The 16,607-nt window shown below is 50.1% G+C and carries 11 protein-coding genes and 1 pseudogene; 6 read left to right on the top strand and 6 right to left on the bottom strand.

Translation table 11 applies throughout. The features are described 5' to 3' along the window. Nucleotides 1–325: 325 nt before the first annotated feature. From SPM24T3_RS02195 to SPM24T3_RS02185, 3 genes are read left to right on the top strand one after another with little or no spacing between them, the layout of a single operon-like run. Complete coding sequence (locus SPM24T3_RS02195) at nucleotides 326–1,045, top strand: gluconate 2-dehydrogenase subunit 3 family protein (protein WP_009635054.1); 720 nt, start codon at nucleotides 326–328, stop codon at nucleotides 1,043–1,045. Between the two features lie 36 nt (nucleotides 1,046–1,081). Continuing rightward, entirely contained in the window at nucleotides 1,082–2,854 is a 1,773-nt protein-coding gene (locus tag SPM24T3_RS02190; protein ID WP_009635053.1) for a GMC family oxidoreductase, read from the top strand. Between the two features lies 1 nt (nucleotide 2,855). Continuing rightward, nucleotides 2,856–4,166 (top strand): c-type cytochrome, encoded by a 1,311-nt coding sequence (locus tag SPM24T3_RS02185; RefSeq protein WP_009635052.1) that lies wholly within the window; start codon nucleotides 2,856–2,858, stop codon nucleotides 4,164–4,166. 149 nt (nucleotides 4,167–4,315) lie between these two features. Here SPM24T3_RS02185 and SPM24T3_RS02180 read toward each other — a convergent pair whose 3' ends face one another. Further along, on the bottom strand, nucleotides 4,316–5,137 hold the full coding sequence (locus SPM24T3_RS02180) for a sugar phosphate isomerase/epimerase (protein ID WP_009635051.1): 822 nt from the start codon (nucleotides 5,135–5,137) through the stop codon (nucleotides 4,316–4,318). 203 nt (nucleotides 5,138–5,340) lie between these two features. Between SPM24T3_RS02180 and SPM24T3_RS02175 the strand changes: the two genes are divergently transcribed. Continuing rightward, nucleotides 5,341–6,369 carry a Gfo/Idh/MocA family protein gene (locus tag SPM24T3_RS02175; RefSeq protein ID WP_009635050.1) on the top strand — a complete coding sequence of 343 codons (1,029 nt, stop codon included), beginning with the start codon at nucleotides 5,341–5,343 and terminating at the stop codon, nucleotides 6,367–6,369. Here SPM24T3_RS02175 and SPM24T3_RS02170 read toward each other — a convergent pair. Beyond that, entirely contained in the window at nucleotides 6,366–8,108 is a 1,743-nt protein-coding gene (locus tag SPM24T3_RS02170; RefSeq protein ID WP_009635049.1) for a cytochrome c biogenesis protein DipZ, read from the bottom strand. The genes SPM24T3_RS02175 and SPM24T3_RS02170 overlap by 4 nt on opposite strands. A 359-nt stretch (nucleotides 8,109–8,467) precedes the next feature. Then, entirely contained in the window at nucleotides 8,468–9,499 is a 1,032-nt protein-coding gene (locus SPM24T3_RS02165) for an isocitrate/isopropylmalate dehydrogenase family protein (RefSeq protein ID WP_009635048.1), read from the bottom strand. A 348-nt stretch (nucleotides 9,500–9,847) separates the two neighbouring features. Between SPM24T3_RS02165 and SPM24T3_RS02160 the strand changes: the two genes are divergently transcribed. Then, nucleotides 9,848–11,671, top strand: coding sequence for a glycoside hydrolase family 15 protein (locus SPM24T3_RS02160; RefSeq protein WP_009635047.1), 1,824 nt, complete (start codon nucleotides 9,848–9,850; stop codon nucleotides 11,669–11,671). On the opposite strand, the pseudogene SPM24T3_RS02155 reads toward SPM24T3_RS02160, so the two are convergent. Both SPM24T3_RS02155 and SPM24T3_RS02150 read right to left on the bottom strand, forming a co-directional pair. After that, a pseudogene (locus SPM24T3_RS02155) lies at nucleotides 11,672–13,714 on the bottom strand (TonB-dependent copper receptor). A 536-nt stretch (nucleotides 13,715–14,250) separates the two neighbouring features. Then, complete coding sequence (locus tag SPM24T3_RS02150; RefSeq protein WP_009635046.1) at nucleotides 14,251–15,000, bottom strand: SDR family oxidoreductase; 750 nt, start codon at nucleotides 14,998–15,000, stop codon at nucleotides 14,251–14,253. A gap of 97 nt (nucleotides 15,001–15,097) precedes the next feature. Here SPM24T3_RS02150 and SPM24T3_RS02145 point away from each other — a divergent pair, with 97 nt between their 5' ends. Next, a complete protein-coding gene (locus SPM24T3_RS02145) occupies nucleotides 15,098–16,000 on the top strand; it encodes an AraC family transcriptional regulator (protein WP_009635045.1) in 903 nt (300 codons plus the stop codon). Here SPM24T3_RS02145 and SPM24T3_RS02140 read toward each other — a convergent pair. Continuing rightward, nucleotides 15,997–16,431 carry an N-acetyltransferase gene (locus tag SPM24T3_RS02140; protein ID WP_009635044.1) on the bottom strand — a complete coding sequence of 145 codons (435 nt, stop codon included), beginning with the start codon at nucleotides 16,429–16,431 and terminating at the stop codon, nucleotides 15,997–15,999. The genes SPM24T3_RS02145 and SPM24T3_RS02140 overlap by 4 nt on opposite strands. Nucleotides 16,432–16,607: the final 176 nt, after the last annotated feature.

Below are 16,607 nucleotides of genomic sequence, written 5' to 3'. Positions count from 1 at the left end.
TGGCAATCATCTTGTGGGTAAAACCGCTTGTTTTTTTATCTTGTCGGTTTAGTGAACAGGGTTGTTAACTTTTGTTGTAATTATGTTGGTATTTGAGGGGAAACCATCAAACCAGCAGTACCAGCACCAATTGAATGGGTTTATCATTCCTTCGTTTTCATTCATGGAAAAAATAATTAAAACAATACGAAACGTTTAATTTAGACCTTCGGAAATTGTTTATTAATCAAAAAACATCGTCGCCCGACTGTGTTATTTAAATATCTAATTCTAATTACTCTCTGGTTATTTGCAGTAAACATATAATTTAAAGCAGGGGACATTTATGAAGCGCAGAGAATTTTTATCCTCTATCGCTGTGCTGGGTGTATCGACGACGATCCCGTTGGCGAAAGCTCAGGAAGTGAAAGGTGGACAGCCGTGGGAACCGGGCAAAGTGGATACCCGTCCTCTTGCCCAGCCACGCCAGGGTGGCCTGCAATACCTGACTCAGCATGAATTCGACACCGTTGGGGCCATAGCAGAACGTTTTATTCCTGCTGACGAGTTGAGTGTCAGTGGTAAAGAAGCAGGTTGTGCCACTTTCGTCGATCGCCAGTTGGCTGGGGATTTTGGTAAGGCATCAAGCACTTATCGTCTTGGTCGCTTTGTTAAAGGCACCGCTGAGCAGGGGCCTCAGGAAGCACAGACTCCAGCAGAGCGCTACCGCGTAGGTTTGGCCGCGCTCGACGCCAGCACGCAAAAACAGTTCAGCAAGAATTTCGCCGAATTAAGTGGCGATCAGCAGGATCAGGTGTTGCACGCCATGGAAGCGGGCAAGTTTGATTTAGGGCCGAATGTTGAAACTAAAGTTTTCTTCGAGCTGTTATTACAGAACGTCCGTGAAGGCTTTTTATCCGACCCAATTTATGGCGGAAATAAAGATATGGCCAGCTGGAAAATGATCGGTTTCCCGGGTGCTCGCTATGACTTCCGCGATCTGATCCCTAAAAAAGGCCAGAAGCTAAATATTATTCCAACCAGCCTGATTGATAACTCACTTTAAGCTGAAATTCTGATTCGATTGAGCAAGAGTCCTTATATGAAAAATGTCCGTCCTAAAGCTGACGTTGTCATCGTTGGTCTGGGCTGGTGTGGGTCTTTAATAGCCGAAGAGCTGACCCGTGCCGGTCTGAATGTGGTTGCCGTCGAGCGCGGCCCGTGGTTTGAAACCGCCACTGATTTTCCACCTTCCATTGATACCGATGAGCTGCGCTGGGATACCCGTCGCAGCATGCTGCTCCCGCCCGCAGTTGAAACCACCACTTTCCGCAATAATATCACCCAGAAAGCGCTGCCATCCCGTGACTGGAACCTTAACGAAATGGGTTACAACGTGGGCGGTTCTGGCACCCACTGGGCGGGCATGGCCTGGCGTTTCACGCCGTTCGACCTGCAACCTTATACTCAAACCGTCGCCCGTTACGGCAAAGAGCAGATTGTAAAAGGGTTGATCCTGCAGGACTGGGGCGTCACCTATGACGAGTTGGAACCTTTCTACGATCGTTTCGAAAAAATCGCCGGTGTTTCTGGTAAAGCCGGCAAGCTGAATGGTCAGGTTGTAGAAGACGGTAACCCGTTTGAAGGCAATCGCAGCAGCGAATATCCGTTGCCACCGCTGGAAGGTATGCGTTTGACTGACCTGTTCCGCGATGCCGCAAAATCTCTGGGCCAGCATCCGTTTATGGTCCCGGCGGGTCAGGCTTCCAAGGCCTATGTTAACCCGCTGGGCGTGCGCATGGGGCCTTGTACCTATTGCGGTTACTGCCTGTATTACGGCTGCGGCAACTTCTCGAAATCCAGCCCGAATGCCTGCGTTATCCCTGCACTGATGCAGCGTGAGAACTTTACCGTTCTGACAGAATCTGCAGTAACGCGCATCAATAAAGCTGAAGATGGCAAAACCGTGACTGGCGTGACCTATATTGACCGTAACGGTCAGGAATGGGAACAACCTGCCGGTATAGTGGTGCTTTCTGCTTTCCAAATGCAGAACGTGCGCATGCTGCTGCTATCGAAAATCGGCAAACCTTACGATCCGGTGAGCAAGACTGGCGTAGTGGGCCGTGCTTACAGCTTCCAGACCGTTTCGGGCGCCACTTTGTTCTTCGAAGACGAATACCTGAACCAGTTTATCGGCGCAGGCGCACTTTCCCAGCAGGTTGATGACTGGAACGGCGATAACTTTGACCACACCGGTAAAGGTTTTATCGGCGGGGCAGGCATTCTGGTGGTCGCGCGCGGTGCTCGTCCAATTGGTAATGCCGATGCGCTGCCGCCGAACACTCCGCGCTGGGGCAAAGACTGGAAAAAAGCCTATACCCACGCTTTCCAGAATGGCACCTTTATCTTTGGTCAGGGCACCAGCTATTCCCACGAAGATTACTACCTCGATCTGGACCCGGAATACAAAGACAGCAATGGCAATCCGCTGCTGCGCGTGACCTACGATTACAACGAAAATGACCGTCGCTCTGCCAAGTTTGTTGAAGACAGAAGCGTCGAGATTGGTAAAGCGATGGGCGCGAAACTGGTTCTGGGGACCAACGCAACCACGACCTCTTACTCGCCTTACAGCTTTGCCAGTGACCACACCATCGGTGGTGCCGTCATGGGTGAAGACCCGAAAACCAGCGTGCTTAACCGTTATCAACAAAGCTGGGATGCCCATAACCTGTTCGTTTTGGGCGCATCGTCATTCCCTAATAATGCCGGGTATAACCCGACCGGAACGATAGGTGCACTGAGTCTGTGGACGGCGAAAGCCATTCTTGAACAGTATCTGAAGAATCCTGGCCCATTGGTAAAGGTATGATATGAAAAAGTTAAAAGTTGTTGGTGGCGTCGTAATTGTTGCCGCCGTTGTAGCAGGCGTTTTACTTTATCAGAATGGCAATACATCAGCGGATGATGTTGCCGACAACTCCACGCAAATGAAGCAGCCGTTGACCGCTGCCGATGCCGATGCGATTACGCGTGGTAAATATGTGGCGATTGCCGGTGACTGTGTGGCTTGTCACACGGCACCGGGAAGCAAAGAGGCTTACTCGGGCGGTTATTCAATCAGCACGCCATTTGGCGGTATTGTAGCCAGCAATATTACCCCGGATGCAGATACCGGTATTGGTAACTGGACCGAACGCCAATTCTTTAACGCGGTCAGACACGGCAAGGGCATTGAGGGTCAAAATCTTTATCCAGCAATGCCTTACAACGATTACGTTAAAGTCAGCGATAAAGATATGCACGACCTGTGGATGTACATGCGTTCGGTAAAACCGGTGAACAATAAAGTCGCCGAAACCAATTTACCGTTCCCGTATAACATCCGTATGGCGATGATGGGTTGGAACCTGCTGTTCTTCAAAAACGAAGGTTTCAAGCCGGATATGGCCAAGTCAGCCGAATACAATCGCGGCGCTTATCTGGTTGAAGGTCTTGAGCACTGTGCAGCCTGTCATACGCCGAAAAATATCATCGGCGGCGACACCAGCGCGTATCTGCAGGGTAGCAATCTTGGTGATTGGTACGCGCCTGAGATTACCAGCAACACTTATACCGGCATCGGTAACTGGTCGGAAGATCAAGTGGTGCAATATCTCAAGCTGGGCAGCAACCACGTAGCCGTTGCATCTGGTCCGATGGCTGAAGCGGTGACTAACTCGACGCAGTATCTGACCGATGCCGATCTGCACGCGATTGCCAGCTATCTGAAGGCACAACCGGGTTCGAACAACAAGAAACCGGCAGCGATTGCTACAGACGATGCACAAATGAAAATGGGTGCCGCGGTTTATGAAGCCAACTGTTCGGCCTGTCATAACAGCAATGGTCAAGGGATCCCGCATCTGGCGGCCAGCCTGGCGGACAACCCGGCAATCATGTCTCCTGATGCTTCATCTATCCTGACGACGGTATTGCAGGGTGGTCGTGGTGCAGTGACTGTCGGCAATCCAACCAGCGGCGCGATGCCAAGCTTTGCCTGGAAACTGTCGGATCAACAGACAGCCGCCGTGGCGACTTATATTCGCAACTCTTGGGGCAACGCGGCGTCTGCCGTGCCAGCGGAAGATGTCACCAAAGCGCGTAAGCTGGTGAAAGCTCAGGCGCAGATCCAACCGCAGTAAGTTTTAAGCCGATAAAAACAAAGCAGGTTGCACCGAATGGGGCAACCTGCTTTTTTTATGAGGCCCTGATAATTTCCTGAGGAACATCTGATACGTTTCTTATTGCCTTAACATCAGGCAATAATTTGTCCGTAACCTTGCTGCTAAATTCAGCCGATATACTTTTCCATATTTTCGCGGCATTCAATGGCAATATCGTAGAGATCAGACTCCCAGCGGTTAGGGCTAAACAGCTCGGCTGACCACAGTCCATCATAACCGGTGGCTTTTACCGCGTCTGACCAAGCCTGAATATCAATTTCACCTTCACCCGGCATGTAATTACGCAGCACTAACTGGTCCCAGGCTTCTCCCGGTTTTGGCAAACGGCCATCGCAGAAATGCACGCCGTAAATCAGGTTTTTGTCCAGTCGGGCAATGTCTTCAGGTTTTGATCCTGAGGCATACAGATGCCAGAAATCGATCACCATGCCGACGTTGTCTTTGCCGACCCGACGAATGACTTCCAGCCCCTGCTCAAGCGTGCGGAATTTGGTGAAAGCAATCACCTCAATCTGGTAACGAACGCCGTAGTCCTGACCGATTTTGGCAATCGCATCAACGTTCTCGGTGATGATGTCCATCACCTGTTCCTCCGGCTTATCGTCGATACCGTCAAGAGCCAGAATTTGCACTGTAGGACAACCCAGTTCCGCCGCCGCCTGAGTTAAACGGGTGGCCTCTTTCAGCATGGTTTTCTTGGCATCGCCCTGATAACGCTCGATTTCCAGCAGAGCATTAACGCAGCCCACGGATAATCCATAACCGTCTGAGGTTTGTTTGAGCTTTTTGGTGGTGCCACCGTTATCCAGATAACGCACCAGTTTACTGCTCAACAGTTCCAGGCTTTCGTAGCCGGTTTCTTTGGCGATTCTGGCATCGGTGAGGATATTGCAATAATTGGTCGATATTCCGTGTAGGGCCTTTTGCATCGGGTACTCCTTGTTTATTTATCTTTTTTATTAAAATCGGGCAAAACGTAGGTAGATAAAGGCTATGCTTTTAAAATAAAAGTTTCAATTAATACAAAATGAAATTTTTGATTGTTTTACATCAAGCCATCATTCGCATGCCGCGCCGATTTTTACTATCGTCATGATACGTATACCCATACCCGTAAGATTAAGGAGCAACAATGAAATTTCATTACACCCTTCCCGAAGCCCGCACGCCTGTAGGTTCAGCCGCACCGGCCCTGCGTTGGGGAGTCATTGGACCTGGTTGGGTTGCTGAACGTTTTGTTGCCGCAGTGCAAAAGAACACTCGCCAGATTTTTCAGGCAGTTGCCGGCAGCTCGTTAGACAAGGCTGAAAGTTTTGGTCGCCGTTTTGCAATCCCCAGCGCCTATGGCTCGGTTGAAGAGCTGGTTGCCGACTCGCAAGTTGACGTGGTTTACATTTCTACACCCCATCCGACCCATTACGCCTGTGCGTTAAAGGCTATTCGCGCCGGGAAACACGTGCTGGTCGAGAAACCGCTGGCGATTAATGCCGAACAGGTTCGCGGCCTGCAAGAGGCCGCGCGGGAGCATCGGGTATTCCTGATGGAGGCAATGTGGACGGCGTTTTTACCAAAATTTGACGTGATTCGCCAAGTTATAGAGCAGGGGACTATCGGCGAAGTACGCACTATTATTGCCGACCATGGAGAGTTTTTCGAGCAGGATCACCGCATCATGCGCCCTGAGCTGGCGGGCGGCACGCTTATGGATCTCGGGTCTTATCCGGTAGCGCTGGCGACCAAGCTATTAGGCAAACCCGAGCAAGTGTTGGCCTCCGGGCAGACTGCGCCAACGGGGGTTAATGGTCAGGCCTCCATTGTTCTTAAGCACTCCGGCGGTAATCAGTCTTCGTTGCACACTACGCTGTTTAGCCACACGCCCGGCACTGCGGTTATCGCCGGTAGTGAAGGTTATATCTTTATTGACGGCATGTTCTACGCGCCGGGCAACTTCCACGTTTACAACAATGACAAGCAGAAAATCACTTACGAACAGCCGAAATATTCCTACGACAGCCTGCATTATCAGGCGGCACATCTGGCAATCTGTGTTGCCGACGGCCTGCTTGAGTCGCCAATTCGCCCGATTGCCGACTCTTTGCTGACAATGGAAACTCTCGACCAAGTGCGCCGAGAGCTTGGCATCGTTTTTAACGACCTTTAACCAAAGGTAAAGGCGTAGGCGTCGACACCGTCATCAAGGAACTGAATTGAGAGCGTGTGTTCGCCGCTTGCGTCCGGCAGGCGAATCAATTGATATAACCGCTGGTCGGAAACTGTGCCTTCGCCATCGGCAGACACGTCGGAACCATGCATATCGCCCGGTGCTTTATCATCTACAGTGACTTTGAAGCGGATCTTTTTACCGGCCTGATGGGGTCCTAGAACCAGATGCAGGTCACGGGCATGGAATCGATAAGTGATGCGGCCACCGCTCTTGTTAAGCGTGATTTTCTCGTCATTAATGGTCCAGTTGCCTGCAAGACCCCAATCATCGAGCGCCAGCTTATCTGGCAGGGAAAAATCTGCTGGCGCGTCGGTGGTTTTGATCTCTGAATCGAAATTTTGCGAGCGCATATAACCGAGATAGGTTTCCGGCGAAATATCGCCCTCGTTTCCAGCCGCCTGTTCAACACCTTTCGCCTGTACCTGGCTAATCGACGTATTAACATTTTTGGCCCCGGCCTCTTTGAGTAACTCCTGAATTACTCGTTCGGACTGCGGATATTCGCCCTCGCCAAAGTGCTCGTAGCGCATCTCTCCTTTGGCATCGATAAAGTAATGCGCGGGCCAATACTGATTATTAAAAGCGCGCCAAATGGTGTAGTTGTTATCAATAGCTATCGGATAATCGACACCCAACTTTTTGGCCTCGCTGGTCACGTTATTGATATCTCGCTCGAAGGCAAACTCTGGCGCATGCACGCCAATCACCACTAATCCCTGACTACGATATTTATCGGCCCAGGCTTTAACGTAAGGCAGCGCGCGCAGGCAGTTGATGCAGGAATAGGTCCAGAAATCGACCAGTACTACTTTTTTGCCTTTTAGCGATTCGGCAGTGAGCGGCGGGGAGTTTAACCATTGCACCGCGCCATTTAACGAAGGCATCGGGCCGAGGTCGGCCAGTGCGGGCAGGCCAGTTTCATCAGATTGTGGAGCCGCTTGGTTTGCTGTTCGACTCAGGCCAAATTTATTGACTAATGTTTGCTCGAAACCGCTGGTGGTTTGGTTGGATAAGCGGGTCAAAATCCCGGTATCCAGGCCCAGCGCGATGGCGACAACGCCGACCAGCATCAGTGCGCCAATCCCTCTGCGGACCCATTCACCGGCTCCAAGCGAGCGTTTCATGGCGGTAAATACTTTGCCGCCGATAAGCAGAGCGAGCATCAAAGAGGTAACGGCACCGGCAGCGTAGGCCAGCAGCAGTAACGAGGACCCGACGTTGGCCCCCTGCAGTGCAGCACCGGTGAGAACCAGACCCAGAATCGGACCGGCACAGGGTGCCCAGAGTAACCCGGTCGCAATGCCGAGCAGGAAAGAGGTGCCCACCTGAGATTTTTGACCACGAGTCGCAGCTTCGCTCATTTTATTACCGGCCGAGACCAGCGGGTGCATCACCCGATCGCCAAAATGCGGAAAGAGCAGCGTGAGGCCGAAAAAGGCCATCAGTACCAGTGCAATCCAGCGGCCATACTGGTTAGCCTGCACGACCCACCCGCCGCCAACGGATGCAAGCGTTGCGACCAGGGTAAATGTTAACGCCATTCCTGCCAGTAAAGGCAGGCCAGAACGCAAAAAAGATTGGTCCGAGCGAGCAAATACGAAAGGCAGAACGGGAAGAATGCACGGGCTGGCAATCGTCAGAATGCCGCCCAGGTAAGCGAGTATCAGGATCAACATGGCAAAACCTCAAAAGAGAAATCGGCTTATTCGTTGTATATAAATATATATAACGATGATCAGACTAGTTCCTTTCGGTCATAAATGCATGAGTTATGACGATTGTTTAAGGTTATAACAATTCTGTTATTTTTTGCCTGCGGCTAACCGAGTCATAAAGGTCGATAACACAATGGCGGCTCTTAAGGCGCGAGCAATCAGGCGCAATATATTGTGCCTTGGCGGTTATTCCTCATCTGCATATTTTCAGTGCGCTACTGCAAAAACTGTAGAGGTTTGGAGTAATGAAGGATTTTTTAGAATAAAAAACCCGCCGCGTGAAGGTTAACGCGGCGGGCTGGATAGCTACTCAATCGAAATTAAACGGCCAAACGTTTGATAATCGCGTCGGTGAATTCTTTAGTCGATGCAGAACCTTTCAGGTCACCGGTACGGACGTTATCTTCGTTCAATACGTCATAAATCGCGGTACGCAGACGAGTGGCTTTATCTTGCAGGCCAACGTGATCCAGCATCATGGCCGCGGCCAACAGCAGGGAAATCGGGTTAGCCAGACCTTTACCGGCGATATCCGGCGCTGTGCCGTGAACCGCTTCGAAGATGGCGACATCTTTACCGATATTCGCGCCTGGAGCCATGCCCAGACCGCCTACCAGACCGGCGATCTGATCCGACAGAATGTCACCAAACAGGTTGGTACACAGCAGCATGTCGAAGCGCCATGGATTCAGAACCAGCTGCATTGCACAGGCATCAACAATCATGTCGTCAACTTCAACGCGACCTTCGTACTCTTTGGCCACTTCACGAGCCGCTTCCAGGAAAATACCGGTCAGGGCTTTCAGAATATTGGCTTTGTGAACGATGGTGATTTTCTTGCGGCCATTCTTGATGGCGTATTCGAAGGCGTAACGTGCGATGCGCTTGCTGCCTTCGCGGGTGTTCATACCGGTAGAAACGGCAACCGCTTTAGGGTCATCGCCTACCGGAATGTAATATTCGTGGGAGACATAGAAACCGCCCAGATTTTCGCGGAACAGCACCAGATCGATATCTTCAAAACGACCCGGAACCAAAGTACGTGCAGGGCGAACGTTGGCATACAGCTCGAACTCTTCGCGCAGACGGACGTTTGAAGAGCGGAAACCACCGCCAATTGGCGTAGCTAAAGGACCTTTCAATGCCAAACGATTTTTGCGGATGCTTTCCAACGTAGCCTGCGGCAGCGGATCACCAGAAGCTTCAACGCCAGCCACGCCAGCCTGCTGCACGTCCCACTCAAACGGCTGACCCAGAGCGTCGAGGATTTTAACTGTAGCTTCAACGACTTCCGGTCCAATGCCATCACCTGGAATGAGCGTGGCGGGAATTTTCTTGTCTTGTTGGGTCATAGTAACTTTCTCTTTTCTGGTAAAGGGGAAACTCTTCAAACAGGGCCAGGTTAGGGCGACTTACCACCTGAATGGATTCAGTGGGCTGCGCTATGCGTTTGCCTTCCAACATATCCGTCTGTCGTCGTGTGAAAACTACCTGGAACCTAAAAAAGCTATTCTAGTCGCTTTTGGCCTTGGATTTCTACCATGTTGTTAATTTGTTAATTTTAAGTTTGCGGATGATGAAATTCTGCCCATTCAAGTTTTTATTCAATCAGATGCTAGGCTTAAGTTAAGTAGAAGGACTTTTTGGGTTTGCTTCAACTTACAGTTTGATACTTAAATTCTTGTCTGAGGGAAAACAGCGTGACCAATCAAAACTATCCGAGTGAACCCCGTGACAGTGGCGGGTTCTGCAGTCTCGGCGATTATGCCGCTGTTGGCGAAGGCCGCACCGTTTCAATGCTGGCACCCGACGGCTCCGCAGACTGGTGGTGTGTGCCCCACCTTGATTCACCGCCATTGTTTGACCGATTGCTGGATGCAGAAAAAGGGGGGTATTTTCAAATAGTCCCCGATAAACCTTATCGTATGTCGCGCCAATATCGTGAGAACAGCAATGTGCTGGAAACAATTTATGAAACCGCCAATGGTCGAATTAGAGTAACTGAATCGATTAACAGCACCTTGGCGGGGCGACTGCCGTGGAACGAATTCGCCCGCCGTATCGAGGGGCTTGAAGGTTCGGTTTCTGTGGCCCTGCATCTGCGAATTGGGACTGCTGCCGACACGCGAACTCCCTGGAGGCTTGACACTTCGCAGGGAAATACCTGGCACGTGGGCAAGCTGATGTTAATGCTGCGTGTGCGCGATGAGGTCGAATTCTCTTCATGTCGTGATGATGGGGCCGATGCCAGCTTTATTGTTAAGGCAGGTGAACGTCATCTGGCCGCTTTACTGGTAACTGAAAACAAACCGCTGGCAGTGCCCTCGCTGGAACGTATCGACAAACATATCGAAACCAGCGATATCGCCTGGAAAGACTGGGTTGATAATCTGCACTATGAAGGCAAATACAAGTCACACGTATTGCGTTCGGCGCTGGCGCTAAAATTTTTGTGGTACTCACCTTCTGGCGCACTTGCCGCGGCGGCAACCAGCAGCCTGCCGGAAGGTATTGGCAGCGGTAAAAATTACGACTACCGGTTTGCCTGGGTGCGCGATGCCTGCATGATCATTAAATCTTTCCTTTACATCGGAGCACTGGATGACTGTCAGGCTGCTTTTTCCTGGTTGGCTGACGCATTAAACGCCAACGGTGGCGAAATGCGCACCTGCTTTAAACTCGATGGAGGAACCGTTCCTGACGAGAAAATGATCCCGGTACAAGGATATCGCGGAGAGCAGCCGGTCAGATTGGGCAACAATGCCGCCACCCAACTTCAACTCAGCAATTACGGTGATTTGCTCGATACTGCCGTGCTGTTTATCGAGGCAGGCCACGTGTTGGATCTTGAAACCTCGCGCCTGCTTGGTCAGTTAGCCAACCACTGCGCCGACAGTTGGCGTCAGGTGGATTCGGGTATCTGGGAACTTCCGGAATCCCAACATTATACGCAGTCTAAGATGGGTTGCTGGCTGGCATTGAATCAGGCCGTAAAGCTGACCAATGGCAAACATATCGAACCCACGTGGGTTGGACGCTGGGAGCGCGAACGAGACCGGATCCGCGACTGGATCGAAACTTACTGCTGGTCCGAAGAACGCCAAAGTTATACTTTCTGGGCCGGTTCTGCGGGTCTTGATGCCTCCGTGGCGCTGATGCATCAGTACGGCAAAGAAGTATCGCCGCAAAGAATGCTCAGTACCCTGCGGGCGATTCAGAAAGAGTTGGGCACCGACAGCAAAATGATTTACCGCTATTCCGGGGTTGATAAAGAGGAAAATACTTTTATCGCCTGTGCTTTCTGGATGGCCTCTGCACTGGCCACCCTGGGTGAACAAGATGAGGCAGAAACGACGCTGGAAACGTTGCTCGAAACGTTAAGTGGTGGCAAAAGCGCCGGGATTATGGGCGAGATGTATAACGTACACACCAAGAAGTGTGTCGGTAACATGCCGCAAGGGCTTAGCCATTTAACGGTGATTTGCGCCGCCCATTTAGTCTCTCAATTACCTTTGCCTGATTAACTAAAATTCCACGTTAAGCTTTAACCAACCTACACGACCCGGCTCATTAATCGGCGTGTTTGATGAATAACCAAAGCTGCTGTTACCGGCAAGATTAAGGTGCTCGCTGTAGGTTCGGTTAAAGATATTATCGATGCCGGCGCTGAATTTTATTTGCCTATCAAACTCGTATGCGCCGTTGATTGAAAAAATTGCAAACCCTGTACTCGATCTAAAATCTTTGCCCACCACATTGCCCTGATTAACCGAGATACGGTGCTGGGGGCTGACCATTCTGATCAGTCCGCTGGTGCTCCATGCACCTTGCTGCCAGACCAGTCCTAACCGTGCATCCAGAGGTGGCATTTGCGGCAGCGCCCTGTGCGTGGATCTGTTTTCTCCCCAGGCATACGCGACGCTAACCTCGGTTGAGAGGTTTTCTGTAAAGCTATAGCGAGCGCCGACCTCACCCCCGGCGATGGCCGCATTAACGTTTTCCGCCTGGCTAACTCGCAGGTTCTTTAGGTCATAGTTAAACAGAATAAAGTCATTAACCTGCCCAACATAGGCTGATATCCAGCCCTCAACCTGCTTGCCCGAAAACATTACCCCAATATCCAGCTGAGTCGTTTTCTCGGTTTTAACGGAATCGAAGGCGCTGGAATGGTCGTTTGCACCATAGGTCGGCGAAAACAGCTCCCAGTAATCGGGGAAACGTTCGGTATAACCGACACCGGCATAGACCATTAATGGCAGCGCTGGCAGCCGATGCTCAAGGCGTATAAAGCCAGCGGGTAATGCCGATTGCCTCCTTGGCTGGCCTTTAGGCGAATGATTGTCTGCCGTCGCGCGATCGTATCTCGCTCCGCTGATGAGCTGGCTTTGCGACGTTGCTGTCCAGGTGAGTTCGCTGAACAGGCCATAGTCATAGAATTTGGCATCAGTCACCCAGCCGGTTTTCTGCTTGCTACGATGAGTGCTGATTTGCGCATCGGCACCGTCCTCAAGTTTGAAATCAGACCATTGCCAGGTTGCCATTCCTCGGCCACCAAGGGTTCGACGATCCAGCTGCATTTTCATTGGCATGTTCATTTTGGGTGACATGGAATGTGGCATAGGGTGGGGCATTGGATGATTAACGGCGGGAGGTGCGGGCCTGCGCAGGCTGTAGTTGTCCATAATGTGATCGGCATAATTTGAGTAAATGCTGGCCTCAAAACGCTGAAAAACTTTGCCGATATTGGTTTTCTCAAAGCGCGCCGAGAGGCTCTCTCGCTTGAACTGCGAGCCATCCATGCCACGGCCAGCGTAACGCGCCTGACCATTGCCTCTGCCTGCCGCTATTTCTAAAAGGGTGTCGCTGTTCGGCGTCCAGCCCACGGTGACATCAGCATTCCATTTGTTCCAGCGCGAGGGAACTCACTCGCCGCTGCCGTCTTTATAATCATTTGAACGTGAAGTGTTGCCGGTCAAGCGTAGATAGCCGCTCTCATTGCCCAGACTAATGTCGGCATTTTTGTCGCTGCGATGAGCTGTACCTGCCAGCACGCTGGCGTTACCCTGAATACCCGCGTTTGAAAACTGCGGCGTTTCTCGTTCGAATCTTAGCGTTCCGGCGGAGTTTCCTGGTCCCCACAGCACGGTTTGCGGCCCCTTTATTAGCTTTAACAGATCAAAATTTTCTGGTGCTATGTAAGAAGTAGGAGCATCCATGCGCGACGGGCAAGCACCAGGCATTTCACTGTCGTTGGTGATAATCCTCAATCGTGAGCCAAACATGCCTCGAAATACCGGATCGCCATTAGTGCCACCATTACGAATTTGAGCGAATCCGGGCACCGTTTTTAAATAGTCGGATCCGTCACTGGCCGGAACTGGCTGGCGTGGCGTCTTGGTTGAGGTGATGATTTTTAATGGAGAGACTAACGGTGACACTACGGTAATTACCTGTTCATCATTATCAATGTCGCGCTCTTTATCCGGCAAATTAATAGCAGCCAAAGACTGAGGTGATAATATCACTGCCGTGCTTATTAATGATAATTTAAATAAATAACTTTTCATTGTTCATCCCTTTTTAAAATGAAAAGAGTCAGCCTTGGTTTTTTTGATAGCAGACAAAAAAAGATCACACCTCTAAAAAGCGTTAGTAACTGATTGATTAATTATCAGAGTGTTAAATCTTTGGGGGCTGGTGCGGATTGTAGCGATAGGCTGTCAGTGGTGCCAACGGTTATTATTTATTATTTGCTATTTTGTACTGTAGATCTCACTTGGCTGAAAATAAATATTATTATTTTACAGGTGTTAAGATTGGAGTATTTATGAGCGTTATAGATATGCAACTCACTCGGTTTAATTAATTTTGGTTAAGAGAGCTGTAAATGATTTTTATAAAATTGATTGGGTTCTGTATTGCGCTATATAAAGGAGGATAAGGTAAACAATCTGGAAGGGCGGCGGTACAAGCTTCCACCGCCGCAAGTTTTAATTTTTGATTCACCGTCGATCTTGAATATCAGAAATTTAAAGCAACGCAAGCTTGGCTACTTTTAAGCCTCATACTTTGCAATATCTTAATACTCCTATCGACTTCGATTTCAAGCAGAGACTAATGCTGCGAGAGCAACGGCGTCGGCACCGGCCGGGATTCGCATAGGGGCAGAGTCGTCGTTGGCCGCTCGCCAAATTGCCTCGGCGACATCAACGGCATGAGTTATTACCTCGGTTTTAAGCATGCTGGCGAAGATATTTTGCGCGTATTCAGCATAATCACCCGGGAAAACATCCTGCATTCGCGATTGCGCATTTTCACCGAATGCGGTTTGCGGGGCCATGCCTGGCAGCACCAGATTAACCCGTACATTAAACGGGGCGAGTTCCAGTGCTAAAGACTCGGTGAAGGCATTTACGGCCGCTTTGCTGGCGGTGTAGACCGAAAGTAACGGCAAAGATTTTAGCGTTACGGTTGAGGTAACATTAATCACCACGCCGGATTTTCGCTGTGTAAATTGGGGAATAAATGCCCGTGTTAGCGCAATGGTGCCAAAGGTATTGGTGTTGAAAATATCAAACACGACATCCATTGACGTACCTTCTAATGCGCTCAAAATCCCTATCCCGGCATTGTTCACCAAAACATCAATCTCACCCGCTTCTTTAACAACATTTTCAATGCTTTGCGCATTAGTTACATCCAGCGGCAAGATACGCAGATTGTCTGAAGAAGGCAGCAAATCTTCACGCGGTGTTCGCATGGTGGCAATGACTTTCCAATCGCGTTCGAGGAAGTAACGTGCTGTTTCCAATCCAAATCCTGATGAACATCCGGTAATTAATACAGTTTTCATAATCACTCCTGGAAAGTAAGTAAGGAGATAACTATAGTCTTCTCAATCTGTACTTAATATAATGCTAAGTCCGGTTATCATTAGCAGGAGTCCAGTTATGAGCGATCCTTTAGCCGAAGTTGTCACCCTCCTTCAACGGCAGGCTTCTTTTTCAAAGCAGGTCAGCGCGGCGGGAACTTGGCGTGCGCATCGTACAGAAACCGGCAGGCCGTTTTACTGTGTGATACTCGAAGGCAGCTGCTGTCTGGAGGTCCTAAACCAACCTTCGCTGATCTTGCAGAAAGGCGATTTCGTGCTGATTCCCGATGCCTGGGATTTCAGTATGTCGAGCTTGCCGCCTTCTGAGTCTATTCATTTCAATACTTTACCAGTAATGATCTCCGAAGGCGTTTTCAGGCTGGGCAGGCAGGAGGGCAAAGCTGAAGTTGAAGTGTTGCTCGGGCACATTCATTTTGCTTCGCCCGACGCCGCGCTACTGGTCTCGCTTTTACCGCAGCTGCTGCTTGCTCGAGGAGAAAACAGGCTGTCTACGCTGGTGCAACTGATTGTGGACGAGACACGCGACAAACGCCCGGCGCGAGAAGTTATTTTGCCGCGACTGCTTGAAGTTATGCTTATCGAGGCGCTGAGATCTTCTAGCGCCATCGCCACGTCTGCAGGATTATTGCGCGGGCTTGCTGATGAGCGTCTTGCCGCCGCCATCAGGCAAATCCATAAAGCTCCAGCAAAAAAATGGACCGTGGAGTTGTTGGCTAAAGAGGCGGCTCTGTCTCGTTCAACCTTCTTCGAGAGATTTAGGATGGCCACCGGGGTAGCGCCGATAGAATACCTTTTGGCCTGGCGAATGGCGCTCGCCAAAAAAATGTTGCAGTACAAAGAGGGCAACGTCGCCGAGGTTGCCGAGCGCGTCGGTTATGGTTCAGCCAGCGCATTCAGCGTGGCGTTTACTCGCTACGTGGGCATTCCTCCGGCCCATTACGCGCAAAGTATTAATCTCTAGCGCCAAACGTAGCGATAGAACAATCCCTCTGTGCGCCTGCTGACATTGGGCATTGAATCATAAAGTCTCAAAGCCTTTTTGTTATTGCTCAGACATGACCACGCAAGATTGAGATTTTGTCTTTCGGCGCTGCTCTTAAGATTGAGCATCAATGCCCTGGCCAGTCCTTTACCCTGAAATTCTTCAAATAAAATAATTAGATAAAGATACATTTCGGTGGGTTTTTGCTGAACACATATCAAGCCGGCCTGTTGTCCATTGACATAAACCCAGCGAAACCATTCTGGTTTTAGTTTCGAGCTAAACTCTTCTTTCTGAAAATCCTCATCCCAACCTACTGAATTTTCGATTATCCCGCGCATGTATTTTTCGAATATAGGAAAGAGTTGGGCCATTTGTTCAGGATTTATTTTCCGATAATCAATTTCCATATCAATTCCTTAATTTGCTGAAGGGCAGTCAGACTGGCATGTTTGCATTATGTCGATAGGCGTCAATAAGTTCTCATTGATAAGCCCTTGATGATGCTTCGATTAGCCTGCCTTATCAATATGTCCATTTAGAGACAATGAAAGTCGAATTCTCGACATAAAGCCAATTGTTTAAT

It is taken from the genome of Serratia sp. M24T3, assembly GCF_000257645.1.
In the GTDB taxonomy this organism is placed as follows: Bacteria; Pseudomonadota; Gammaproteobacteria; order Enterobacterales; family Enterobacteriaceae; genus Rouxiella.
This window is presented reverse-complemented; position numbering and strand designations above follow the sequence as displayed.

Excerpts from the sequence above, each read along its gene's own strand:
- SPM24T3_RS02190 (WP_009635053.1), top strand. The coding sequence starts at position 1,082 with ATGAAAAATGTCCGTCCTAAAGCTGACGTTGTCATCGTTGGTCTGGGC.
- SPM24T3_RS02180 (WP_009635051.1), bottom strand. The coding sequence starts at position 5,137 with ATGCAAAAGGCCCTACACGGAATATCGACCAATTATTGCAATATCCTC.
- SPM24T3_RS02165 (WP_009635048.1), bottom strand. The coding sequence starts at position 9,499 with ATGACCCAACAAGACAAGAAAATTCCCGCCACGCTCATTCCAGGTGAT.
- SPM24T3_RS02170 (WP_009635049.1), bottom strand. The coding sequence starts at position 8,108 with ATGTTGATCCTGATACTCGCTTACCTGGGCGGCATTCTGACGATTGCC.
- SPM24T3_RS02145 (WP_009635045.1), top strand. The coding sequence starts at position 15,098 with ATGAGCGATCCTTTAGCCGAAGTTGTCACCCTCCTTCAACGGCAGGCT.
- SPM24T3_RS02175 (WP_009635050.1), top strand. The coding sequence starts at position 5,341 with ATGAAATTTCATTACACCCTTCCCGAAGCCCGCACGCCTGTAGGTTCA.
- SPM24T3_RS02150 (WP_009635046.1), bottom strand. The coding sequence starts at position 15,000 with ATGAAAACTGTATTAATTACCGGATGTTCATCAGGATTTGGATTGGAA.
- SPM24T3_RS02140 (WP_009635044.1), bottom strand. The coding sequence starts at position 16,431 with ATGGAAATTGATTATCGGAAAATAAATCCTGAACAAATGGCCCAACTC.
- SPM24T3_RS02185 (WP_009635052.1), top strand. The coding sequence starts at position 2,856 with ATGAAAAAGTTAAAAGTTGTTGGTGGCGTCGTAATTGTTGCCGCCGTT.
- SPM24T3_RS02195 (WP_009635054.1), top strand. The coding sequence starts at position 326 with ATGAAGCGCAGAGAATTTTTATCCTCTATCGCTGTGCTGGGTGTATCG.